Here is a 22,721-nt window from a genome sequence, read left to right as displayed (position 1 = left end):
CGCGTCTGACCCGCCTTACGACCGCAGTGCCAGCGTGAACGGGAGCACGCCGGGTGCCCCAGCGCGCCGCAGCAGCCGCCCGGCCACCGTGAGCGTCCAGCGGCTGTCGGCGAGGTCGTCGACCAGCAGCACCGGACCGGTGGCCCCGGCGAGGCTCGCGGCGAGCTCTGCGCCCACCTCGAAGCCTCCCCAGACGCTGGAGAGCCGGTAGGCGCTGTTGCCGCCCGAGTCGCCCGTCGGCCCCGTCCCGACCAGGTCGAGGGAGCCCAGGAGGGGCAGCCGGCCCACCCGGCTGAGTTCGGCGGCCACCGAGGCCACGAGCTGCGGATGCGAGCGCGACGGCATGGCCACCACGCCGACGGGCCGCTCGGCCCAGCCCCATTCGGCGAGGACCCGGACGCAGGCGGCCTTGAGCGCCGCCGAGGCGGGCGCATCCGGGGTGCCGGGCGCGAACACGTCGCGCAGGGTGTTGCCCCAGCCCAGGTCGGTGAGCCGGGCGAGCGAACGGCCGCCGAGGAGCCGGTCGCCAGGGTCGATGCGGCCCTTGGCGCTCACGCCCAGCCGGTCGGCGCCGGTGGGCCACTGGGCGCGGGGGTCGAGGGCCACGCCCACCCGGTCGAGGGCCGACCCGGCGGTGCTCGCGGCCGAGGCCGACACGTCGGTGGGATACCAGGGCGCTGTGCAGTTGTCGCAGCGGCCGCAGGGTACGGCGGTGTCGTCGTCGAGGGCGCGCTGCAGGAACTCCATGCGGCAACCGGTGATGCGTTCGTAGTCGAGCATGGCGTTCTGCTCGGCGAGGCGGGCCGCGCCGATGCGCTCGTACCGGTCCCGGTCGTAGACCCACGGTTGCCCGGTGGCCACCCAGCCGCCGCTGACCCGGCGCACGGCGCCGTCCACGTCGAGCACCTTGAGCAGCAGCTCCAGCGGGGAACGGCGCAGGTCCACCCGGGCCTCGAGGGCCGGGGTCGACAGCGGGGCGCCGCCGTTGGCGTGCAGCGCGGCCAGGACGGCCTCGGCCTGGTTCTGGCTGGGCATCGACGAGGTCGCGAAGTACTGCCAGATCGCCTCGTCTTCCACACCGGGCAGCAACAGCACGTCGGCGTTCTCGGTGGCGCGGCCGGCACGACCCACCTGCTGGTAGTAGGCGACGGGGGAGCTGGGGGCGCCCAGGTGCAGCACGAAGCCCAGGTCGGGCTTGTCGAATCCCATGCCCAGTGCGCTCGTGGCCACGAGCGCTTTCACCTGGTTGGCCTTGAGCAGCCCCTCCGACTCCTCGCGTTCGGTCGTGTCGGTCTGGCCGGTGTAGGCCCGCACGGCGTGCCCGGCCTCCCTCAGCAGCCGCGCGGTGTCTTCGGCGGCGGAGACCGTGAGGGTATAAATGATGCCGCTGCCCGGCAGCTCGGCCAGGTGGCTGAGCAGCCAGGCCAGCCGGGCCCGGGAGTCGGGCAGCCGCAGCACGCCGAGGCGCAGCGACGCGCGGGCGAGCGGGCCACGGATGGTGACGACATCGTCGGTCGAGCCTGTCGAGACCCCCCTCGCAACCTGCTCAGCCACATCCGTCACCACCCGGCTGTTGGCCGTGGCCGTGGTGGCGAGCACGGGGACCCCGGCCGGCATGGCCGCGATGAGGTCGCGCAGCCGCCGGTAGTCAGGCCGGAAGTCGTGGCCCCAGTCGGAGATGCAGTGCGCTTCGTCGACCACGAGCAGGCCGGCCCGCTCGAGCAGGGCGGGCAGCTGCTCGTCGCGGAAGGACGGGTTGTTGAGCCTCTCGGGGGAGACCAGCAGCACGTCGACCTCGTCGGCGCGAAGCGCGGCGAGCACGTCGGTCCACTCGTGCGCATTGGCGGAGTTGATCGACACGGCGCGCACGCCGGCCCGGGCGGCGGCGGCCACCTGGTCGCGCATGAGCGCCAGCAGCGGCGACACCAGGATGGTGGGGCCGGTGCCCTGACGGCGGAGCAGCAGGGTGGCCACGAAGTAGACCGCCGACTTGCCCCAACCGGTGCGCTGCACCACGAGGGCGCGGCGCCGGTGGTCGACGAGAGTTTCGATGGCCTCGTACTGGCCCTCGTGGAAGTCGGCGTCCGGCCGGCCGACGAGGGTGCGCAGGATCTCGAGGGCGGCGGTCCTGGTGGCCGTCACGGAGCTGCTGGTCACAGTGCGTCGAGCCGGGCGGCGACGTCGGCCGGGAAGCCGCCCGTGGCAATCGGGCTCCACCTGGTGGGGGTGATGCGGATGAGCGATTTGTCCTGCAGCGTCATGGCCTCCCGGTACTCGTCCCAGTTCGGGTGCTCGCCGGCTACGCAGCGGAAGTAGTCGACCAGGCCGTCGCCGGCCTCGGGCATGTGCAGGATCTCGGCCGTGCCGTCCACCTGCACCCAGGCGCCGTCCCACTCGTCCGAGAGCACCAGCACCGAGGTCTGCGGGTCGCGTTCGGCGTTGCGGGTCTTCGCCCGAGACGGATACGAGGAGATCACGATGCGGCCCTCGTCGTCGACGCCGCCGGAGACCGGCGACATCTGCGGCCGGCCGTCGGTGCGGGTGGTGGCCAGGAGCATCCGGTGCCGGGGGCGCACGAACGCGAGCATCTCGGACAGGGGGACGGTGGTGGAGGTCGCGATGTTTCTGGCCATGCCCTCAGGCTAACGGTGGCCGCTGACAGTGCCTTCGCCTGCCGGGCTCGCCGGCGGGCTGCTCTCCGGCGGGCTCAGCAGGAAGTCGTGGGTCTGGCCCGGGTAGAGCTGCGCCTCCCGGCCCTCGACCCGCACCCGGATCGGCCGCGCCCCACCACTGGGCAGCTGCAACCGCAGGTTGCCCGGAGTGACCTCCAGTCGGATCGGCTGCTCCCGGTAGTTGATGCTGAAGGCGATCTTGTCCAACTGGGTGGGCAGCACCGGGTGCAACCAGAGCATGTCGTCCCGGATCTCCAGCCCCGTGTAGCAGCGCACGACCATGTCGACGGAGCCGGCCATGGCGCCCAGGTGGATGCCCTCGTGGGTGGTGCCGCCCTGGATGTCGCCGATGTCGCTGTCCAGTGCCGCACAGAGCGAGGTCCAGGACCGTTCCCGGTCGGCGCGGGCGTCCACCCAGGAATGCACGACGTTGCTCAGCGTCGACCCGTGCGTGGACCGCTGACGGTAGAAGTCCACGGTGCGCCGGATCAGGTCGGGGGAGAGTGAGTAGCCGAGTTCCTCGATCAGCTCCCGCAGCTCCTCGGCGGAGAACAGGTAGAGCAGCATGAGCACATCGGCCTGCTTGGCGACCCGGTAGTTGTTGGTGCTGTCACCCTCGGCGTTGAGGATCAGGTCCAGGCGCCCGAGCGACCCGTCGTGGGCGCCGTACTGGGCCCGGTAGCGGTCCCAATCCAGTTCGGGGAGGTTCTCGTAGCCCTCGAACTGGCTGATCACCCCGTCGGCGTGGAAGGGCACCCGCAGCCGGCGGCCGATGGTCTCCCAGGTGTCCACCTCGTCCGGGCGCAACCGCAGCCGGTTCCAGAGCGGCCGGCAGGAGCGGCCCTCGAGCAGGGCGACGGTGTCCACGGCCCGGCGCAGCACCCACGCGGCGAAGATGTTCGTGTACGCGTTGTTCCGCAGGCCCTCGCCGGGGTGCCCGGGCAGGCCGTCGTGGAACTCGTCGGGCCCCATGGTGCCGCCGATGTCGTAGCGGTCGTCGGTCTCGTCGTACTCGGTGAGGCTCGCGAAGAACCGGGCGATCTCCAGCAGAAGCTCGGCGCCCTGCTCGATGAGGTAGTCCACGTCCCCGGTGGCCTGGTAGTAGCCCCAGACGCTGTAGGCCAGGGCAAGGCCGACGTGGTGCTGCAGGCCGGAGTGGTCGGGCATCCACCGGTTGGTGCGCGGGTTGAACAGTTCGGTGGGGGTGACGTCGCGCCCGTCGATGCCGCTCTGCCAGGGGAAGCGCGCGCCCTCGTGCCCGGCCGCTCTGGCTGCAGCCCGGGCCTCGCCGAGCCGCCGGTACCGGTACCCGAGCAGCGCCCGGCTGAGGTCGGGCCGGCGCAGGGTGAGTACGGGGTAGACGAACACCTCGTCCCAGAACACGTGCCCGCGGTAGCCCTCGCCGTGCAGGCCCCTGGCAGGAACGCCCGCGTCGAGGTCGGCGTCCACAGCGGCCACGGTCTGCAGCACGTGGAAGGTGTTCAGGTTCAGCGCGAGCGACTGGTGCGCCCCGCTGTGCAGGTGCACCGCGAACTCGTCCCAGAGGATCTGCCACTCGCGCTCGTGCGCGGCCAGCAGGGACAGCGGTTCGTCGATGCGGGCCAGCCAGGTGGCCACTGCCGTGGGCGCCGAGACCACGGCCCGGTCCCGGGAGGTGCTGACCACCACGACCTTCTCGACCCGCAGCGGAACGCCGCGTTCGAGGGCGAGGTCGAACTCGTGCGCGACCCAGCGGCTGGAGTCGGTGAGGAACCGGCGGGCGGGTTCCAGGCGCACCTGCCCGGCACCGGTGCCGGCGTAGGCCCGGGTGCGGGCGGCCATGGCGATGTGGATGCCCGACCGGGTCGTCTCGACCTCGAGGAGCACCGAGTCCTCGTTGAGCTCGCGGGCCGTGCGCGGCATCAGGTGCAGGTGGGCCAGCAGCCTGTCGGCGGCCACATTGCGGTTGGCGACCCGCCCGTCGATGGCCGAGCGCACGGTGAGCGGCCCCGACCAGTCCTCCGCCGTGAAGGTGGTCTCGAGCACGGCGACGTGCGGGGAGGCCTGGGAGACGAAGCGGCGGCTCTGCACCCGGGTGACGTGGCCGCGGGTATCCCGGTAGCGCAGCACGCGGGAGAGCAGGCCCCGGCGCAGGTCCAGTTCCTGGCGGTACTCGAGGAGCTCGGCGGTCTCCGGATGGAACCAGCCCGTGTCGGGGGCGGAGAAGTCGCCCACGCTGCTGCTGCCGGGACCGCCGCCGGTGCGGAACCAGAGCGGGAGCCAGTTCGGCGCGTTCACCATGTGTTCGTCGTTCCGCACGTGGGCGGCCCGTCCGCCCGGCGCCGGGCCCTCGGCCGGAGGTTCGAACGGGGTGCGGATGCCCGGTCCGCCGGCCGTGCCGAGCGTGTCGCCGAGCACGTCGCCGACGGCCTCGCCCAGGTGCACCTCGGTGCTGAGCGGGTTGTAGACGCCGGCGAGGTAGGTGCCGGGGTAGTGCACGGCATCGGTGCGGGCCTCCGGCGCGGCACCCCGGGTGCCCCAGTAGCCGTTGCCCAGCGTGCAGAGGGCCTCGCGGTGGCCCTCGGCGGCGGGGTCGAACCCGTCGAAGCGCAGCACCCACGGGTCCGTTTCGTACACGTCAGCCTCCAGTCATACCCTCACGCTCCTGAGAGTTGCACCGCACGGGCACCTTGTCGAGGTGCGGCCGGCCAAGCTGCGAGAGGATGGAGGAATGACTTCGCTTTCGGCATATATCGACGACCTCGCGGGCTTCATCACGGCGTCGCCCTCGTCCTACCATGCGGCCGCAGAGGCGGCCAGCCGGCTGGCCGCCGCCGGGTTCGTGCGGCGCGACGAGGCCGACGACTGGTCGGAGGTCGACCCGGGCCGGGGCCCCGGCCGCGCCGGCCGGTACTACGTGGTGCGGGACGGCGCCATCGTCGCGTGGGTGCAGCCCACCGGGGCGCAGCCCACCACGCCGTTCCGCATCCTCGGCGCACACACCGACTCGCCCGGGTTCAAGCTCAAGCCCAAGCCCACCACCGGCTCCTACGGCTGGCTGCAGGCCGGCGTGGAGGTCTACGGCGGGCCGCTGGCCAACTCCTGGCTCGACCGGGAACTCGAACTCGCCGGCCGCCTGGTCACCACCGACGGGGTCGAGCACCTCGTGCGCACCGGCCCGTTCCTGCGCATCCCGCAGCTGGCCGTGCACCTGGACCGCACCGCCAACGAGGCGCTCAGCCTCGACCGGCAGCGGCACCTCAACCCGGTCTTCGGCGTGGGGGACCTGCGTCAGGCCGACCTGATCGGGCACCTCGCCGCGCTCGCCGGGGTGGACGGTGCCGATGTCGCCGGCTACGACATCCTCACCGCCGACACCAACCCGCCGGCCCGGTTCGGGCTCGACAACGAGCTGTTCGCCGCCGGCCGGATGGACAACCTCACCTCGGTGCACGCCGGCCTCACCGCCCTGCTCGAGGTCTCCGAGAACGACGAGGCGATCAGCGTGCTGGCGGCCTTCGACCACGAGGAGCTCGGGTCGCAGTCCCGCTCCGGCGCGAGCGGGCCGATGCTCGAGGACATCCTCAGCCGTATCGGCGACGACCTCGGCGCCACGGTGTCCGAGCGGCTGCGCGCCTTCGCCGACTCCTGGTGCGTCTCGGCCGACGCCGGCCACTCGGTGCACCCCAACTACCCGGAGCGGCACGACCCGGCGAACCTGCCCCTGGCCGGGCGTGGCCCGCTGTTGAAGATCAACGGCAACCAGCGTTACGCCACGGATGCGGCGGGCGCGGCCCTCTGGGCGCGCTGCAGCGCCGCCGCCGGCGTGCCGTACCAGGAGTTCGTGTCGAACAACACCGTGCCCTGCGGCTCCACCATCGGGCCGCTCACCGCCACCCGGCTGGGCATCCGTACCGTGGACGTGGGTGTGCCGCTGCTGTCGATGCACTCGGCCCGGGAGCTGGCGCACGTGAACGACCCGTTCTCGCTCTCTGCGGCGATCACGGCCTTCTTCGCCGGGGCGTAGCCGCTCTCCCTACAGCTGTCCCGTGAGCCGGCCGTGCATGGCCCGGCTGCGCTCGTCGAGGCCGTGGAAGGTGACGGTGGCGCCGTGTTGGCGGTACTTGGTCTCCACCGAGTCGAGCACGGCCACGGTCGAGGCGTCCCAGATCTGCGCCTGGGCGAGGTCGACGTCGACCACCGCGGGGTCGACACCGTAGGAGAACTGCTCGACGAGGTCGTTGCTGCTGCCGAAGAAAAGCGGGCCGCTCACCGCGTAACGCACCGACAGGCCGTCGCCGGCCAGAACCCGCTCCACCTTCACCACGTGCGCCACCCGCCGGGCGAAGAGCACCATGGCCAGCACCACGCCCGCCACGATGCCGATGGCCAGGTTGTGGGTGGCCACGACAACGGCGACCGTGGTGAGCATCACGACGGTCTCGGGCACGGGCATCCGCTTGAGCGTCGCCGGGCGCACGCTGTGCCAGTTGACGGTGGTGATGGCCACTATCATCATCACGGCCGCAAGGGCCACCATGGGGATCTGCTCCATGAGGCCGCTGAGTGCGGTGACCAGCAGCAGCAGGAAGACCCCGGCGACGAAGGTGGAGATGCGGGTGCGGGCCCGGCCGAGCTTCACATTCACGACGGTCTGGCCGATCATGGCGCAGCCGGCGATGCCGCCGTACAGCCCCGCGAGCATGTTCGCGATGCCGAGCGCCCAGGCCTCCCGGCCCTTGGCTGAGCGGGTGTCGGTGATGTCGTCGACGAGCTTGGCGGTGAGCAGGGTCTCCACCAAGCCCACGAACGCCACGCTCAGGGCGGTGGGCCAGATGATCTGCAGGGTCTCCAGGTTCAGCGGCACGAGGAGCGGCGTGATGCCGGGCAGGCCGCCGGAGACGTCGCCCTGGTCGCCCACGGTGGGCACGGCGAGGTGGGCGAGCATGGCGATCGCGGTGACGACCACGATGGCCACGAGGGGCGCGGGCACAACCTTGGTGAACCGGGGGAGGCCGAGCACGATCAGCACCGTGAGGGCGAACAGCGGGTAGACCAGCCAGGGCACGTCCACGAGGTGCGGCACCTGGGCGACGAAGATCAGGATGCCCAGCGCGTTGACGAAGCCGATCATCACCGACCGGGGGATGAAGCGCATCAGCCGGGCCAGGCCCGTGACGCCGAAGAGGATCTGCACGAGTCCGGCCAGCAGCACCGCGGGCAGCAGGTACTCCACGCCGTGGTCCTTCACGAGCGGGGCGACCACGAGGGCGACGGCGCCGGCAGCGGCCGTGATCATGGCCGACCGGCCGCCGAGGAACGACATCGACACGGCCAGCACCACGGAGGCGATGAGGCTGACCTTGGGGTCGACTCCGGCGATGATCGAGAACGAGATCACCTCGGGGATGAGCGCCAGGGTGGTCACGACGCCGGCGAGCACCTCGACGCTGAGCGCCTTCGGGCTGCGCAACGTGGCACGCACGGTGGGCGGGGTGGGGATGGACGCGGCGGCGGAGCTGGTGGCAATGGTGGGGCGTTGGGGCACTGTGCAACTGTAATCGGCGGGACGGAATGTGCGGAGTCGCCGGCATCAGGTATAGACAGTGACGCTATCCGATAGTTACACTATCCGTATGAGAATGGCTGAGCTGAGCGCCACGAGCGGAATTCCCGTGGCAACCATCAAGTACTACCTCCGCGAGGGTCTGCTGCCGGCGGGGGAAAGAAGCGGCCCGAACCAGTCACTGTACGGGCCCGAGCACCTGCGCCGGTTGCGCGTCATCCGGGGGCTGCTGGAGGTGGGCGGCCTCAGCGTCGCCGCCGCCCATCAGGTGATCGATGCCATCGACTCCGACCTGGGCCTCGCGCACACCTTCGACATCGCCCAGCGCACGGTGTCGCCGCTGATCGACCCGGCTACTCTCTCGGCCGACGCCGTGGCCCAGGTCGACGAGGCGCTGAGCGGATGGCACGTGTCACCGGAGAACCCCGGCCGTCTGGCCGCGGCCCGGGTGCTGCAGACCTTCGCCGAGCTCGGCCAGCCCGACCTCAGCGGCTGGGTGCCCGGTTATGCGGCCGCGGCGCTCGCCGTGGCCGAGGCCGACCTCGACGAGATCGACGTCCGGGACGACCGTGAGTCGAAGACCGAGATGGTGGTCATCGGCACCGTGCTCGGCGACGCCCTCTTCGCCGGGCTGCGCCGGGCCGCCCAGGAGCACGTCACCTCGACGCGATACGCGGGAGGCGCACGATGACTGCCGCTATGAACCCCGCGCCCCCGGCTATCCGCTGGCATCGCCCACTGCTGTGGTTGGCCGTGGCCATGGCCGGCCTCGCTGTCGTCGCGCTCATCGGCCTCTTCATCGATCCACGCACGGTCACGGGCGCGCCGCTCTGGGCCAAGCCTCTCAAGTTCGCGCTCTCGGTGGGCATCTATGCGGTGACCCTGTCCTGGCTGATCGGACTGCTGCCCGGCGGGGTCGCCGGCCACCGCCGCCTATCCGCCCGTCGAGTGGCCTGGTGGGCCGGCACCGTCGCGGCGGTCTTCCTGGTCGTGGAGATGGTCATCATCGTCGGGGCGGCCGTGGCCGGCGTCACCAGCCACTTCAACGTGTCCGACGGCTTTCACGCCGCCCTCTGGGCGATCATGGCCGTGTCGATCGTGATCGTATGGCTGGCCGCGGTTCCCATCGCCATCGTGCTGCTCCGCACCGCGCTGGGCGATCCGGCGCGCGCCCTCGCCATCCGCTCCGGCCTGATCATCGCCCTCGTCGGAATGGGCCTGGCGTTCCTGATGACCGGGCCCACCGCGGCCCAGCTCGACGACTACCAGGGCATCGTGGGCGCGCACACCGTGGGGGTCGCCGACGGCGGGCCCGGCCTGCCGGTGCTCGGCTGGAGCACGGTGGCCGGCGACCTGCGGATCCCGCACTTCGTGGGCATGCACGCCCTGCAGGTGCTGCCGCTGGCGGCCCTGCTGCTGGAGCTGCTGGGCAGACGGATCACCCTGCTGGCGCATCCGCTCGCCCGCCGCGGTGTGCTGCGCGTACTGGTGGGTCTCTACCTGGGGGTGTTGGCGCTGGTGACCGGGCAGGCCCTCGCCGGTGAGTCGATCGTGCGGCCGAGCGCGCTGGTCTTGTCTCTCGGGGCCGCCCTGGTGGTCGCCGCGGCCCTCGCCACCGCTCTCACGCTCCGGTCGAACCTGCAACCGAACCGGCGGACTCCAGTCGGCTGATCCGGGCGCGGGCGGCGTCTTCGGAGGTCGACGAGGCGCCGAGTAGAACGCGCACCAGGCCGAGCACGGCGCCCGTGGCCCACACCACCGGGAACGGGCTGCGGCGCAGGCCCAGCATCCGCCGGTACTCCACCGGGATCGAGGCCACGGCGCCGGCGAACATGATGCGGTAGAACGGCAGCATGCCACGTCGGAGCGGCGGCTTGCGGATGAATCGCACGGCCTCGGCGACACGGTCGCCGCCCATCAGCACCCCGGCGTCGGAAAAGGCCTTCAGCTGCGCGGACAGCTCGGCGTCCGATCGGGGCGCGCCCTGCACCCCCACGAGCTCGCCGGCCGTGGCCCACTCCCGCACGTAGGCGTCGGCGCCGCCGGGGATCGGGCCGCCCCAGAGCCGGTGGCTGGCCAGGAAGGCGTCGGTGAAGACCACGTGCACCCAGGACAGCAGCTCGGGGTCGCCGGCCGAGTACTCCCGTTCGACGCCGCGGGCATCGACATAGCGGCCCGCGACCCTGGCATGGAACTTCCCCACCCGCCCCGACTCCTGCTCGGCCTGCTCGGTGGCGGCGAAAGTCACGGTGACCAGCCACTGGATGGTGCCGCTGAGCCGGCCGAGCGGGTCCTCCCGGTAACGCGACCAGTCGTGCACACCCGCCATGGCGCCAGGGTGCAGGGTCTGCATGAGCAGCGCGCGGATGCCGGCGACCATGGTGGCCATGCCGCCGTGCACGGCCCAGGAGGCCGACCCCGGTCCGAAGAAGCCGGCGTCGTCGCCCTTCTCCATCGTGCCCACCCAGGCCGGCCGGCCCTCGTCATTGCCCGAGAGGGTGACCAGCAGGTGCGACCGCCAACTGTTCACGAAGCCCCGGGCCACCCTGCTCTCTGCAAAACGGCTCATCCTCCGAACCCTAATCGACGCATCCGGGCGGATGGCTGGGGATGCGCCCCCAAATTCCGTCTGGCTAGACTCCGCTCATGAGAATCGAGAACATCGAGCTGCGCCGCGTGAGCCTGCCGCTGGTGCGGCCGTTCCGCACCTCGTTCGGCACCATCACCGAACGCGAGATCACCCTGGTGCACGTGTCGACGGCCGATGCGGAGGGCTGGGCCGAGTGCGCAGCCGAGGTGCGGCCGCTCTACAGCTCCGAGTTCATCGACGCGAGCGACCTGGTCATTCGCGACCACCTGATACCCCGGCTGCAGGCCGCGGGCGACGCTCTCACGGCCGAGCTCGTTGGCCGCACCCTCGCCCCGGTGAAGGGCCACCAGATGTCCAAGGCCGTGCTCGAGGCCGCGATCCTGGATGCGCAGCTGCGCACGGCCGGGCAGTCCTTCGGCGGCTACCTCGGCGCCGTGCACGACAGGGTGCCGGCCGGCGTCTCGGTGGGCATCATGGACTCGCTCCATGAGCTGCTGGAGGCCGTGGCCGGCTACCTCGCGCAGGGCTACCTGCGCATCAAGCTCAAGATCGAGCCGGGTTGGGACCTCGCCCCCGTGCGCGCCGTGCGGGAGATGTTCGGCCCCGGGCTGCTGCTGCAGGTGGACGCCAACACCGCCTACACCCTCGCGGATGCCCGGCACCTCGCCAGGCTGGACCCGTTCGACCTGCTCCTGATCGAGCAGCCCCTGGGCGAACGCGACCTGCTCGGCCACGCGGCCCTGGCCCGGATCATCCAGACCCCGGTCTGCCTGGACGAATCGATCGAGTCGGCGGCGGATGCCGCGGCGGCCATCAGCCTCGGCGCCTGCAGCATCATCAACGTCAAGCCGTCGCGGGTGGGCGGCTACCTGGAGGCCCGGCGCATCCATGACGTCGCGGCCGCGCACGGCGTGCCGGTCTGGTGCGGCGGGATGCTCGAGACGGGCATCGGCCGCGCCGCGAATGTGGCGCTGGCGGGCCTGCCGAACTTCGTGCTGCCCGGCGACACCTCGGCATCCGACCGGTACTACGCCCAGGACCTCACGGCCCCGTTCGTGCTCGAGGACGGGCACCTGCGGGTGCCCACCGGACCGGGCACCGGGGTCGAGGTGCTGCCCGACGTCCTGGCGACGGTGACCCGGTCCCGGCAGGACATCCGCTTCTAGCTGGCAGCGCCTCGCGGGCATCCGGCGCCGGCCCTACGCTGGGCTGATGCCGTCGTATCGCGTGACCATGACCATCGGGGCCCTGCAGCCGGGGGTGCGGCCGGATGCCGTGCTGCCCGCTGCCGCTGCCGCCGCCGCGGAACTCACGACAGTGGAGGCCTCCGACCTGGCCGTGGTGGCCGGCTCGGCCCGTGCCACCGTGCGGTTCACCGCCGACGACGGCGAGCTGGCACTGGCCATCGGTGAGCACGTCGTGGCGACGACCCGGCAGGTGGCCGCCCCGGTGACCTGGCTGGTCACCGAACGGGTGAAGGGGCGCTGGCTGCCGGTGCGCTGACACCTATGGTCGCTGCCAGCGCGCTCGCCCGCTCCCGGTCCGCGCCGCGGCGCTGCTCCGGCCGGGCCGGCGCGATGATGGTGCCCCGGCGGCCGTCGACCACCAGAGGGTCGGCCGCGCCGAGCACCTGGCTGCGCGCCACACCGTGCCGGTGCCAGAGCGAGGCCGTCCAGGCGCTCAGCAGGGCGTCGATGAGATCCTCGCGGTGCTTGTACGCCGCATCGGCCAGCGGCGTCGGCTCGGTCACCAACCGGTCGGTGGCCTCGTGCGTGCTCAGGTCCAGCGGGGGAGTGGCCGTGCCGAGCCGCCACATCCGTTCGATGAGGTCGTCGCAGACGACGGCCCGGGCGGCTCGGCGTTCGACGATCGGCAACGACGACCCCATGCGCTTGTACCTCGGCCGCACGGCGTCGTAGCCGAACTCGGCGGCGCCCACCAGGGTCGTGTACGGATAGCACTCGAAGAAACTCGACGTGGGGGCGGCGACCGGGTCGAGCCCGTCGGTGTAGGTCCAGCCGAGCTGTTCGAGCCGGCCGCGCAGGGTGACGCCGCCCAGTCGCGGCAGCGCCTGGTTCGAGGCGTTGGCCGACACCTTCCAGCGGCCGTACCGGGAGCCGGTCTCCTTCTCGCAGTCCCGCATGCCGGTCGGGTTGTTCACCACCAACGGTGCATCCACCGCCAGCACCGACCCGGGTTCGGCCACGGACTGCACCCAGTGAACGACCTCGTCGATCCCGCGCGCCCACCCCGCGTCGAGCACCCGGCCGGTCTCGTCGATGCAGGCCAGCCCGCTCTCGTTCGCCGGTTTCGTCGCCGTGCCTTCCGCCCAAGCCAGATCCACCCCGAGGAATCGCGTCATGGCTCATAGATAGCATGCGGCGATGACCACGGGAAGAGCAGGCGTAGGCTCGTCAGGTTGCCCACACGGCAGAACCACCAGCGAACACGGGAGATTTGGCAATGAGCAAGACGACGAAACCGTCTGGAAACGGGCCGTCAACAGGTAGTCTTCCCGGGGTCGCCCCCGGCACGAACCGGAAGGTCATCGCGCTGGCCATCGCCGGCGCGTTCGGCGGCTTCCTCTTCGGATTCGATTCCTCCGTGATCAACGGCGCGGTCGAAGCCATCAAGGGCCAATTCGGCCTCACCGAGGCCATCACCGGTTTCGCCGTGGCCAGCGCCCTGCTCGGCGCCGCGACCGGCGCCTTCCTCGGCGGACGCCTGGCCGACCGGTTCGGGCGCATCCCCGTGATGCTCGTGGGCGCGATCGTCTTCTTCGCCAGTTCGGTAGGCTCCGGGCTCGCCTTCGGCGTCGTCGACCTCATCGTCTGGCGGGTGCTCGGCGGTGTCGGCATTGGGCTGGCCTCCGTGGTCGCCCCGGCCTACATCGCCGAGATCTCGCCCCGGCAGATGCGCGGCCGCCTCGGCTCGCTGCAGCAGCTGGCGATCACCATCGGCATCTTCGCCGCCCTGCTCTCCGACGCCGTGTTCGCCACGACGGCCGGCGGGGCGAGCGAGATGTTCTGGTGGGGTCTGGAGGCCTGGCGCTGGATGTTCCTGGTCAGCGCCATCCCGGCGCTCATCTACGGCGTGATCGCGCTGCTGCTGCCGGAGTCGCCGCGGTACCTGGTGCTGCACGACAAGGAGCCGAAGGCCCGCGAGGTGCTCGCCAAGGTCTGGCCGAACGGCGACGTGGACCGGGAGATCCGCGACATGAAGAAGTCGATCGACGAGGACCTCAAGGCCAAGCGCACCGGCACGCTGCGCGGACCGGTCTTCGGCCTCAAGCCCATCGTCTGGATCGGCATCACCCTGTCGGTGTTCCAGCAGTTCGTGGGCATCAACGTGATCTTCTACTACTCGACCACCCTGTGGAGCGCCGTGGGCTTCGAGGAGTCCAGCTCGCTGGCCATCTCGGTGGCCACCTCGGTCACGAATATCCTGGTCACCCTGGTGGCCATCGCCCTGGTCGACCGGATCGGCCGCCGGCCCATCCTTCTCACGGGGTCCATCGGCATGACCGTGTCACTGGCCACCATGGCCATCGCGTTCAGTCAGTCGGTCATGACAGACGGCGAACTCGCCCTGCCCGGCGCCTGGGGCCCGATCGCCCTCGTCGCCGCGAACGTCTTCGTGATCTCCTTCGGCGCCTCCTGGGGCCCCGTCGTCTGGGTGCTGCTGGGCGAGATCTTCCCCAACACCATCCGCGCCAAGGCGCTCGGCCTGGCCGCTGCCGCCCAGTGGATCGCGAACTTCCTGATCACGGTCACGTTCCCGCCCATGGCGGCGCTGTCCCTGCCGCTCACCTACGGCATGTACGCACTCTTCGCCGGACTGTCGTTCCTCTTCGTGCTCACCAAGGTTCCCGAGACCAACGGCATGTCGCTCGACGAGGCCAACACCCTGCTGCCGCACAAGAACGCGGCCAAGAAGAAGGCGGCCAAGAAGAACACCGCCCGCGCCTGATTCTCAGATCAGGTCGCGGAGCAGTTCCTCGGGGCTGACGCCGCGGGTGCTCGCCCGGCGCTTGAGCCGGGCGAGTTCCTCGGCGCTGAGCGCCACCTGCACCGAATGCGGCCGGTCGACCTCCAGGTCGAACAGGCCCAGATCGGCGGATGCCCGGGGTGCGGTCTTCGCCGCCGGTGCCGTCTTCGCCGGTGCGGTCTTCGTCACGGGAGCGGCCGTCGCCCGTGCGGCCGGTGCCGGTCCGCCCGCCACAAAGCCGGGCCCGGTGGGGATCGGGGCGTTCCGCTGGTACGCCTCCGACACCGCCCGGGCGCGGGAGTCCGCGGCCTCGTTGAGCGGGTGGTTGGCGTGGCCCTTCACCCATTCGAAGCGGTACCGGCGGCCCACGAGGGCCTCGTCGATCTCCTGCAACAGCTCGAGGTTCATCACGGCCTTGCCGTCGGCCTTGCGCCAGCCCTTGGCCTTCCAGCCGCGCATCCACTTGGTCACCGAGTTGATCACGTACTGGCTGTCGCAGAGCACGAGCAGGTCGTCGTCAACGTGCGCGGTGGCGCGGAACAGTTCGAGGACGGCCTTGAGCTCGCCCTGGTTGTTGGTGGCGTGCTTCCAGCCGCCGGCGGCCCAGTTGTTGTCGTCGATGTACCAGGCCCACCCGGCCGGTCCGGGGTTTCCGAGGGCGGATCCGTCTGCGGCGGCGGTGATAGTCATGGATCCAGTCTGTCAGGCCGTGGCTGCCGTCACTCCCGCTCGGCGGCCGTGACCTGGGCCAGCGCCCGGGCGACGGCGTCGACGGAGACGGCCACATCGGCGGCATCCGTCGTCCAATTGCTCACCGAGATGCGCAGCACCGCCCGACCGGACCAGGCCGACCCGCTCATCCACACCGTGCCGTCCTGGATGAGGGCCTGCGTCACCCGGCGGGTGCGGTCGTCGGAGCCGAATGCGACCGACACCTGGGTGAACACGACGTCGTTGAGCACCTCGACGCCGGGCAGCGCGGCCAGAGCGTCGGCGAGTGCCCTGGCGTTGTCGGCGAGGCCCTCGACGAGCGCCACGGTGCCGCTGCGGCCGAGCGACCGGAGGGCCGCCCACACCGGAACGCCGCGTGCGCGCCTGGACAGTTCGGGCACCAGCTCCATGGGGTCGGCGGCACCGGCGTCATCCTGCACGAAGTAGCTGGTTTGCGCGCCGAACGCCGATCGTAGGGCGGCCGGGTCGGCCACCACGGCGATGCCGCAGTCGTAGGGCACGTTGAGGGTCTTGTGCGCATCCGTTGCCCAGGAATCGGCGGTCTCCAGGCCCTCCAGCGCCGCCGTCCAGCGCGGGCTCGCTGCCGCCCACAGGCCGAAGGCGCCGTCGACGTGCACCCAGGCCCCCGCGTCGTGGGCCAGGCGGATGCACTGGCGCATCGGGTCGAACGCGCCGGAGTGCAGGTTGCCCGCCTGCAGCACCACCAGGCAGGGTCCGGTGACCGCCGCCAGCGCCTCCGCCAGGGCGTCGGGGCGGATGCGTCCCTGCGCATCGGCGGCGACGAGGGTCGGTTCGCCCAGGCCCAGGTAGCGCAGCGCGAGGAGTACCGAGATGTGCACCTCGGCGCCGGCGAGCACCGTCACCCGGGGCGCGCCGGTGAGGCCGTCGCTGTTGACGTCCCAGCCGGCCGCGCGCAGCACCGCACCCCGGCCGGCGGCGAGGCCGACAAAATTGGCCATCGTGCCGCCGGTGGCGAAACCGACCGCGCTCGAGGGCGGCAGGTGCAGCAGGTCGAGGATCCACCTGCCCGCGCGTTCCTCGATGGCCGCGGTGGCCGGAGTCGCGTAGCGCAGCCCGCCGTTCTGGTCCCACGCGCTCACCAGCCAGTCGGCGGAGAGCGCGGCCGGCAGCGTGCCGCCCATCACCCAGCCGAAGAAGCGGCCGGAGCCGATGGCCATGAGCCCGGGTTCGGCCAGCGTGGCAAGTTCGGTGACCACCGCTGCAGGATCGGCGGGCCCGTCGGGCAGGGGCCGGTCGAAGGCCGCCGCCAGTTTCTCGACGGGCAGTGCGGGTTTCACGGGCCGGGTCGGCAGCGAGCCCAGCCACTCCTGTGCCGACCGGACCGCCTGCTCGAGGGGCGCCCGGTACTCGTCCGGCCGGAATGTCATGCGGTCACCATACCCCCGCCTGCGCGCCCGGCGCCCGACCGGTTCAGCCCTGGATGCAGGCGCCGGAGCTGACCGCGGCAGACAGGCTGCCGGCCTGGTCGACGACCGGGGTGACCTCGTCCATCGCCAGGGCGTAGCCCACGTTGGCGGTGTTGGCGGCCTTGGCGAAGATCACGCCGGCCACCTGGCCGCCGTCGCTGAGCAGGGGCCCACCCGATTCGCCCTGCTGCACATCGGCGGCGAGGGTGTACACGGAGCGCTCAGTGGGGGACTGGCCGTAGATGTCGGCGACGAGCACCGAGGCCACCGAGATCACCCGGGCCGGGTCGGAGTCGAACGGTCCGCCGAACGGGTAGCCGAGACTGACGGCCTCGGCGTCCACCGGGAGGTTGCCCTGCAGGGTCAGCGGAGCGGCGGTGAGTCCGGGCACATTGATGAGTGCCAGGTCGTCCACCGGGTCGAAGTAGACGATCTCACCGGTCAGCGCACCCGCCCCCGGTACCTCGACGACGGCCTCGGTGACACCGGCGACGACGTGAGCATTGGTGAGCACGCGCTCGGGCGCGACGACGAACCCGGAGCCGGACTGGCTCTGCCCGCAGGCCACCGCGTTGCCCGTGATGCGCAGCACCGACTGGGCCGCCGTGTCGAGGGCGGCGTTGTCCAGCTGGGCTTCCGGCAGGGTGGGGCTCTGCCCGCCGAACGCGTCCGTGATGCGGGGCAGACCGTCGTCGACGACGGTGGAACGCAGTTGCGCGAGGAAGCTCTTGACCGGATCCGGTGTGACCGAGTCGATGGTGCGCACCACGCCGGAGGAGGCGATGGCGGAAGTGAGAACCGGGATGCCGAGGGCGCCCACGCTGAAGGCGACCATCGACATCACCGCGGCAGCGGCGGCGACGCCGATGACGGCGCCGAAGAGCCTGTCGACGCCGCGCAGCTTGCGGGGCGTGCGACGGCGCAGGGCCAGCCCGATGGACTCGCCGACCGTGAGCCCGACGATCACGAGCACCAGCGCAGCGGCGATGGACGCCGGCGTGCGCCACTCGGCGGCGGGCACCCAGGTGGGCACGAGGGGCACGACGAAGTAGGCGGCCACGGCGCCGGCCACCAGGCCCAGGATGCCGCTGATGCTGCCGATGAGTCCGCTGCGGTACCCGGCCACCAGGCTGGAGACGAGAAGGATCACCAGGATCACGTCGAGGATGGCCGAGCCCTGCATGCACGCTCCACTTGTCGGGCCTCGCGGGACGGTGCCGGGCCGGAGCCGGGTGCGAGGGCTGTGTGACGAGCCTAGGCGGACAATCTGCGCATTCGCCGCTAGGGGCGCGTGAGCGTGAGGAAGCTGACACCATGCAGGTCGAGTCGCAGCTGCCCGTCGGTCTCCACCAGCCGCAACAGGATGCCCGAACAACCCGGGCAGCACAGCAGCAGGCCGTGCGAGTGGGGGTAGCACCGCGCCGTGGCCATCGCCGCCGTACGTCCGCAGTGCGCGCACCGCCCCACCGCGCTGGTGACGTCGCCGACGAAGACCTCGCTCAGCGGGCCGGCGGCCGCGTTGCCGTCGACGTACGCGCCGTCCGGGGCTCCGCCGTCTGGGGCTCCGCCGTCTGGGGCTGGGCCGTCCGGGGCTCCGCCGTCCGGGACTGGGCCGGTGATCTCGTCGCTGGTCACGGCGTGATCCCGGTGCCGCCGTAACGTTCGGTCTTGATCCGGTCGGCCGGGTAGCCGGCCTGCACGAGCCAGTCGGCCACGGTTTCGACGAAGGCGGTGGCTCCGCAGACGAAGAACGCCGGGGTGTCCGAGACCGGCGGAATCGCGTCGAGGAGGGTCGGCGCATCCAGCCGGCGGGGCCTCGTGCCGCTGCCGGCGGGAGCCTCGCGGGTGTACACGCAGGTCACGGTGAGCAGCGGCGACCGGGCGAGGTCGTCGAGTTCGGCGCCGTAGTAGGCCGAGGCGGGGCTGCGCACCGAGTAGAGCAGGCGGAACGGTGCGGCGAACCCGGGTGCGCCATCCGTCGCGCCGGCCGCGTGCGACCGGATCATGGCCATCAGCGGCACCACCCCTGAGCCGCCGGCGATGAGCTGCACCGGGGCGGGATCGGCGGGGTTCCAGACGAACCAGCCGCCCACGGGGCCGCGCACCTCAAGCTGGTCGCCGGCGGCCACCTGGTGCACGAGGTACGGCGAGACCTCGCCGTCAGAGAGTTCCTCCACGGTGAGCTCGAGCTCGTCGCCCGGCAGCGCGGACGCCACCGAGTAGGAGCGCACCGCCGTGTAGCCATCCGGGGCGGTGAGACGCACGTCCACGTGCTGGCCGGGCCGGTGCCCGGTGAGGCCGGGCAGTCGCAGCCGCAGCGTGCGCGCCGTGTCGGTCTCCTGCCTCACCTCGATCACCTCCGCGACATTCCAACCGGTTCTCACCAGTAGCGCTGTTCTTGCCAGGGGTCGCCGTACATGTGGTACCCGTTGCTCTCCCAGAAACCGGGCTCGTCCTGCTGGAGCAGCTCCAGTCCGCGCACCCACTTGGCGCTCTTCCAGAAGTACAGGTGCGGCACCAACAGGCGGGCGGGGCCGCCGTGGGCGGGCTCCAGGTCCTCGCCGTCGAACTGGTGGGCGATCCAGGCCTTGCCGCCCAGCAGATCGTCGAGGGGAACGTTGGTGGTGTAGCCGCCGTAGGAGTGCGCCATGGTGAACTCGGCGTCGGATTCGACGGATTCGAAGAGTGTGTCGATCGAGACGCCCCGCCAGCTGGTGCCCAGTTTGGACCAGCTCGTGACGCAGTGGATGTCGTGGGTCACGTCATCCTGTTTGAGGGCGAGGAACTGCTCCCAGTTCCACCGGTGCACCTGGCCCGTCTCGGTCGTGATGGTGAACTCCCACTCTTGCGGTGTGATGCGCGGGGTGGGGCCGGCGGAGAGGACCGGGAAGCTCTCGGTGAGGTACTGGCCAGGCGGCAGCGCCGGATCGTCGCGGCGGCGGCGACCGAAGAAGCCGGGGGAGACGATTCCCATGGGGATTCCTTTCGGTCCGTGACGGTGGTAGTCCGTGAAGGTGGTAGTCGGCAGCCTATTGGCCGGGCGGCGTGTGGTCTAGGGCAGGGCCGGTCGGGGGCGCCTCGACTTCGGTCTCGTTTTCGGCGTCCTGGGCCTGGTCCATCCACCACTCGGTGAAGTCGTTCGCGCGGCCGTCCGGTGCGAAACGGATCACCCAGAGGTTGCTGTACACCGGACCGGTCGCGTATCGGGTGGTGCCCTGCACCACGCTGACCTCGTCGGTCACGGCCAGTGGATGCCACTCGAAGGTGAAGCTGCCGGGAGCATCGGCGAGGTGCAGCCAGCCGTCGACGATCTTCTCGGGCCCGACCCAGGGCTCGGCGTAGGGCTCGGTGCGATAGCGGGCATCGTCGGAGAAGAGCGCCCGGATCTCCTCGGGTTCGTTGGATGCCCAGGCCGTCACGTAGGCGTTCATCCAGTCGGAGATCCGGGCGGTCAGCTCTGCTCGGGTGCCGGGCGTGTTCGGAACGGTCATGCCTCAAGTTTTAGTCGCTTCGCGCCGGTCCGGCCAGCGTCGGAGTGCGATTCTCGGGGCGGTGCCGGGACCGTCAGCTCTGTTCCCGGGCGCAGTCGATGCACAGTTCGGCGGCCGGGCGGGCCTGAAGGCGCTCCCGCCCGATCGGCTCGCCGCGGCGGAGGCAGGTCCCATAGCTGCCGTCGTCGATGCGGGCGAGGGCCGCGTCGATGGCGGCCAGGGCTACGGTCAGTTCGGCGTGCACGCCGGCCCGCAGGGACCACTCGTCTGAGAGTGTCGGGCCCTCCGGATCGTGCTCGTCGTCGGCATCCGCCCCGCTGCGTGCCGCGCGCACATCGGCCAGGCTCGCACCCTGCCGGGCCAGCTCACCCTCCAGCTCGGCGCGGCGCTGCCGCAGCAGCCCGGCGAAGTGGGCCAAATCGGCCGGGCTGAGCACCGGTTCGGGGTGCCGATCGGGGGCGCTCATCGTCAGGACACCGAGACGCTGATCTGGTGCAACCCGGTGGCGCCGTCCGGCACCACATCGGCGGTCTTGCTGGTCTGCACCTCGCCGTTCGTGTCGGTGGCGCGCACCCGCAGGGTGTGCGAACCCGCGGTGGCCGGCCAGTCCCAGCGCCACTGGCGCCAGGTGTCCACCGAGATCGCGTCGGCCAGCGTGGCCGCGTTCCAGTCGCCGTCGTCAACCTGCACGTCCACGGCCGAGATGCCCACGTGCTGGCTCCACGCCACCCCGGCGACCGTGACGGTCCCCGCGGAGACTGTCGCGTTGTCCCGGGGCACGTCGACCCGTGAGGACAGCTTCACCGGACCCTTCTCCGACCAGCCGCGGCTGGTCCAGTAGGCCGTCTCCTTGTCGAACCGGGTCACCACGAGCTCGGTGACCCACTTGGTGGCCGACACGTACCCGTAGAGACCGGGCACGACCATCCGCACCGGGTAGCCGTGCTCGAGTGGAAGCGGGTCGCCGTTCATGCCCACCGCGAGAATCGCGTTGCGGTCGTCGGTGAGAGCCTCGATCGGAGTGCTTGCCGTCCAGCCGTCCTGGCTGCGGGAGAGCACCATATCGGCCTCGGCGAGCGGTGCGGCCCGTGCGAGCAGCTCACGGATCGGGTAGCCGAGCCAGACCGCGTTGCCGATCAGGTCGCCGCCCACGTAGTTCGATACGCAGGTGAGCGTGGTCGTGCTCTCCTCCAGCGGCAGGGCCAGCAGTTCGGCGAAGTCGATCTGCACCTCGTTCTCGACCAGGCCGCTGATCTTCAGCGTCCAGGTGGACGGGTCGATGCGCGGCACCGCCAGGGCGGTGTCGATGCGGTAGAAGTCCGCGTTGGGGGTGATGATCGGCGAGAGACCGTCGATGTCGAATGACGCCCCTGCCGGAACAGGCGTGCCGGGCACGGCCGCCGTCGGCAGGGTGAACAGCGCCCGCGCGGCATCCGCGGCTCGGGTGCCAGCGGTCATCAGCTGCCCGGCGATCGCCGAGATCACGCCGATCCCGGCGCCGGCGCCCGTGTAGGCCAGGAACCGGCGCCGGTCCATGGCGGCGCGCGACGCGGCCGCCGGGGTGACGGATGCCGGGCGGCCGGTGGCTGCCGCCGCAGCTTCAGCGGCAGCGGCGGGCGCCTCGCTGGCGTGCAGACGGGTGATGAGCATGGTCAGCAGCGTGGCGGCGACACCCGCGGCCACCACCGGCGGCACGGCGTCGAGCGGTGCGGCTCCTGCACGGGTGAGGGCGGCGGCCAACGCCACCAGCCCCACAGCGATCACCAGGAACCGGCCCAACGGCGGCCGGCGGTATTCGAGCAGCCCGGCCAGAGCGGCCAGCACGACGGCGACCACGGCGATGCAGACGATCAGGACGACCTTGTCTGCCGTGCCGAACAGGCTGATGACCAGCTCTTTGAGCCAGGCCGGTGCGAGGTCGATGAGAAGCGAGCCCACCACGATCACGGGACTGGCGCCGGGGGCGAGCAGGGCGGCGGCGAACTCCGCCAGCCCGAAACCGGCCACGACGGCCGCAAGCCCGGCCACGGGCGGCAACCACCGGCCACCCGGGCCGAGGGCGCCCTGGCGTGCGCGGGCCGCAGGCGCCCCTGTGGAGGGCGGCACAGGGGTGGGCGCGTGCGGGCTGGACATGGGGTCAGCTTAGATTCGTAGCCTGTGAGCCGGGCAGGCTCGCGCTTACGAATCTCTTACGGAAATGCCCGGCCATCCGGCGATCCCCGCCGTGCCGGTGGCCGGGCGTCGCCGAATGCCCCGGGCGGGCTTGCCAGATCCTGT

Annotated in this window: 21 protein-coding genes; 6 read left to right on the top strand and 15 right to left on the bottom strand. The window is 71.5% G+C overall.

All coding sequences use genetic code 11. The annotated features are described in order from the left end of the window. Nucleotides 1-15: 15 nt before the first annotated feature. Genes PA27867_RS12315 through PA27867_RS12305 form a run of 3 tightly spaced genes read right to left on the bottom strand, consistent with a single transcriptional unit; the run spans nucleotide 16 to nucleotide 5,288 of the window. Nucleotides 16-2,157: a RecQ family ATP-dependent DNA helicase gene (locus PA27867_RS12315; RefSeq protein WP_066596728.1), complete on the bottom strand. Its 2,142-nt coding sequence runs from the start codon at nucleotides 2,155-2,157 to the stop codon at nucleotides 16-18. After that, nucleotides 2,154-2,633 (bottom strand): PPOX class F420-dependent oxidoreductase, encoded by a 480-nt coding sequence (locus PA27867_RS12310; protein WP_066596725.1) that lies wholly within the window; start codon nucleotides 2,631-2,633, stop codon nucleotides 2,154-2,156. The genes PA27867_RS12315 and PA27867_RS12310 overlap by 4 nt, the downstream gene beginning before the upstream one ends. Before the next feature lie 9 nt (nucleotides 2,634-2,642). Further along, on the bottom strand, nucleotides 2,643-5,288 hold the full coding sequence (locus PA27867_RS12305; protein ID WP_066596722.1) for a glycoside hydrolase family 65 protein: 2,646 nt from the start codon (nucleotides 5,286-5,288) through the stop codon (nucleotides 2,643-2,645). Between the two features lie 94 nt (nucleotides 5,289-5,382). Between PA27867_RS12305 and PA27867_RS12300 the strand changes: the two genes are divergently transcribed. Beyond that, nucleotides 5,383-6,678 (top strand): M18 family aminopeptidase, encoded by a 1,296-nt coding sequence (locus PA27867_RS12300; protein WP_066596720.1) that lies wholly within the window; start codon nucleotides 5,383-5,385, stop codon nucleotides 6,676-6,678. Between the two features lie 9 nt (nucleotides 6,679-6,687). Here the strand turns inward: PA27867_RS12300 and PA27867_RS12295 are convergent, their stop codons facing one another. Beyond that, nucleotides 6,688-8,199: a SulP family inorganic anion transporter gene (locus PA27867_RS12295; RefSeq protein WP_420480675.1), complete on the bottom strand. Its 1,512-nt coding sequence runs from the start codon at nucleotides 8,197-8,199 to the stop codon at nucleotides 6,688-6,690. 88 nt (nucleotides 8,200-8,287) lie between these two features. Here PA27867_RS12295 and PA27867_RS12290 point away from each other — a divergent pair, with 88 nt between their 5' ends. Then, nucleotides 8,288-8,908: a MerR family transcriptional regulator gene (locus tag PA27867_RS12290; RefSeq protein WP_066596719.1), complete on the top strand. Its 621-nt coding sequence runs from the start codon at nucleotides 8,288-8,290 to the stop codon at nucleotides 8,906-8,908. An 8-nt stretch (nucleotides 8,909-8,916) separates the two neighbouring features. Next, a complete protein-coding gene (locus tag PA27867_RS12285; protein ID WP_066596718.1) occupies nucleotides 8,917-9,888 on the top strand; it encodes a hypothetical protein in 972 nt (323 codons plus the stop codon). Here the strand turns inward: PA27867_RS12285 and PA27867_RS12280 are convergent. After that, entirely contained in the window at nucleotides 9,839-10,786 is a 948-nt protein-coding gene (locus PA27867_RS12280) for an oxygenase MpaB family protein (RefSeq protein ID WP_066596717.1), read from the bottom strand. The genes PA27867_RS12285 and PA27867_RS12280 overlap by 50 nt on opposite strands. A 77-nt stretch (nucleotides 10,787-10,863) precedes the next feature. Between PA27867_RS12280 and menC the strand changes: the two genes are divergently transcribed. Both menC and PA27867_RS12270 read left to right on the top strand, forming a co-directional pair. After that, entirely contained in the window at nucleotides 10,864-11,973 is a 1,110-nt protein-coding gene (gene menC, locus PA27867_RS12275; protein WP_066596716.1) for an o-succinylbenzoate synthase, read from the top strand. A gap of 46 nt (nucleotides 11,974-12,019) precedes the next feature. Next, complete coding sequence (locus PA27867_RS12270) at nucleotides 12,020-12,310, top strand: hypothetical protein (RefSeq protein ID WP_066596714.1); 291 nt, start codon at nucleotides 12,020-12,022, stop codon at nucleotides 12,308-12,310. Here the strand turns inward: PA27867_RS12270 and PA27867_RS12265 are convergent. Next, the gene (locus PA27867_RS12265) at nucleotides 12,270-13,169 is read right to left on the bottom strand and encodes a DUF429 domain-containing protein (RefSeq protein WP_084021089.1); all 900 of its coding nucleotides are present in this window, start codon (nucleotides 13,167-13,169) and stop codon (nucleotides 12,270-12,272) included. The two genes, PA27867_RS12270 and PA27867_RS12265, sit on opposite strands and share 41 nt — an antisense overlap. Before the next feature lie 101 nt (nucleotides 13,170-13,270). Between PA27867_RS12265 and PA27867_RS12260 the strand changes: the two genes are divergently transcribed. Further along, nucleotides 13,271-14,776 carry a sugar porter family MFS transporter gene (locus tag PA27867_RS12260; protein WP_084021087.1) on the top strand — a complete coding sequence of 502 codons (1,506 nt, stop codon included), beginning with the start codon at nucleotides 13,271-13,273 and terminating at the stop codon, nucleotides 14,774-14,776. Nucleotides 14,777-14,779: 3 nt separating this feature from the next. Here the strand turns inward: PA27867_RS12260 and PA27867_RS12255 are convergent, their stop codons facing one another. The 9 genes from PA27867_RS12255 to PA27867_RS12215 all read right to left on the bottom strand — a co-directional run bounded on the left by PA27867_RS12255 (nucleotide 14,780) and on the right by PA27867_RS12215 (nucleotide 22,577). Then, nucleotides 14,780-15,484 (bottom strand): RNase H family protein, encoded by a 705-nt coding sequence (locus PA27867_RS12255; protein ID WP_066596710.1) that lies wholly within the window; start codon nucleotides 15,482-15,484, stop codon nucleotides 14,780-14,782. A 29-nt stretch (nucleotides 15,485-15,513) separates the two neighbouring features. Next, a complete protein-coding gene (locus PA27867_RS12250) occupies nucleotides 15,514-16,914 on the bottom strand; it encodes a pyridoxal phosphate-dependent decarboxylase family protein (RefSeq protein ID WP_066596708.1) in 1,401 nt (466 codons plus the stop codon). A gap of 43 nt (nucleotides 16,915-16,957) precedes the next feature. Further along, nucleotides 16,958-18,136 carry a MarP family serine protease gene (locus PA27867_RS12245; RefSeq protein WP_066596703.1) on the bottom strand — a complete coding sequence of 393 codons (1,179 nt, stop codon included), beginning with the start codon at nucleotides 18,134-18,136 and terminating at the stop codon, nucleotides 16,958-16,960. 98 nt (nucleotides 18,137-18,234) lie between these two features. Next, complete coding sequence (locus PA27867_RS21080) at nucleotides 18,235-18,588, bottom strand: DUF6510 family protein (RefSeq protein WP_208857255.1); 354 nt, start codon at nucleotides 18,586-18,588, stop codon at nucleotides 18,235-18,237. After that, nucleotides 18,585-19,301, bottom strand: coding sequence for a ferredoxin reductase (locus PA27867_RS12235; RefSeq protein WP_236900701.1), 717 nt, complete (start codon nucleotides 19,299-19,301; stop codon nucleotides 18,585-18,587). The genes PA27867_RS21080 and PA27867_RS12235 overlap by 4 nt, the downstream gene beginning before the upstream one ends. A 32-nt stretch (nucleotides 19,302-19,333) precedes the next feature. After that, the gene (locus PA27867_RS12230; RefSeq protein WP_066596699.1) at nucleotides 19,334-19,927 is read right to left on the bottom strand and encodes a sulfite oxidase-like oxidoreductase; all 594 of its coding nucleotides are present in this window, start codon (nucleotides 19,925-19,927) and stop codon (nucleotides 19,334-19,336) included. Between the two features lie 55 nt (nucleotides 19,928-19,982). After that, a complete protein-coding gene (locus PA27867_RS12225) occupies nucleotides 19,983-20,444 on the bottom strand; it encodes a nuclear transport factor 2 family protein (RefSeq protein ID WP_066596697.1) in 462 nt (153 codons plus the stop codon). 73 nt (nucleotides 20,445-20,517) lie between these two features. Further along, complete coding sequence (locus PA27867_RS12220) at nucleotides 20,518-20,910, bottom strand: TraR/DksA family transcriptional regulator (protein WP_084021085.1); 393 nt, start codon at nucleotides 20,908-20,910, stop codon at nucleotides 20,518-20,520. Between the two features lie 2 nt (nucleotides 20,911-20,912). Then, complete coding sequence (locus PA27867_RS12215) at nucleotides 20,913-22,577, bottom strand: molybdopterin-dependent oxidoreductase (RefSeq protein ID WP_084021083.1); 1,665 nt, start codon at nucleotides 22,575-22,577, stop codon at nucleotides 20,913-20,915. Nucleotides 22,578-22,721: the final 144 nt, after the last annotated feature.

Origin of the sequence: Cryobacterium arcticum (assembly GCF_001679725.1) — a bacterium.
GTDB lineage: Bacteria > Actinomycetota > Actinomycetes > Actinomycetales > Microbacteriaceae > Cryobacterium > Cryobacterium arcticum_A.
This window is presented reverse-complemented; position numbering and strand designations above follow the sequence as displayed.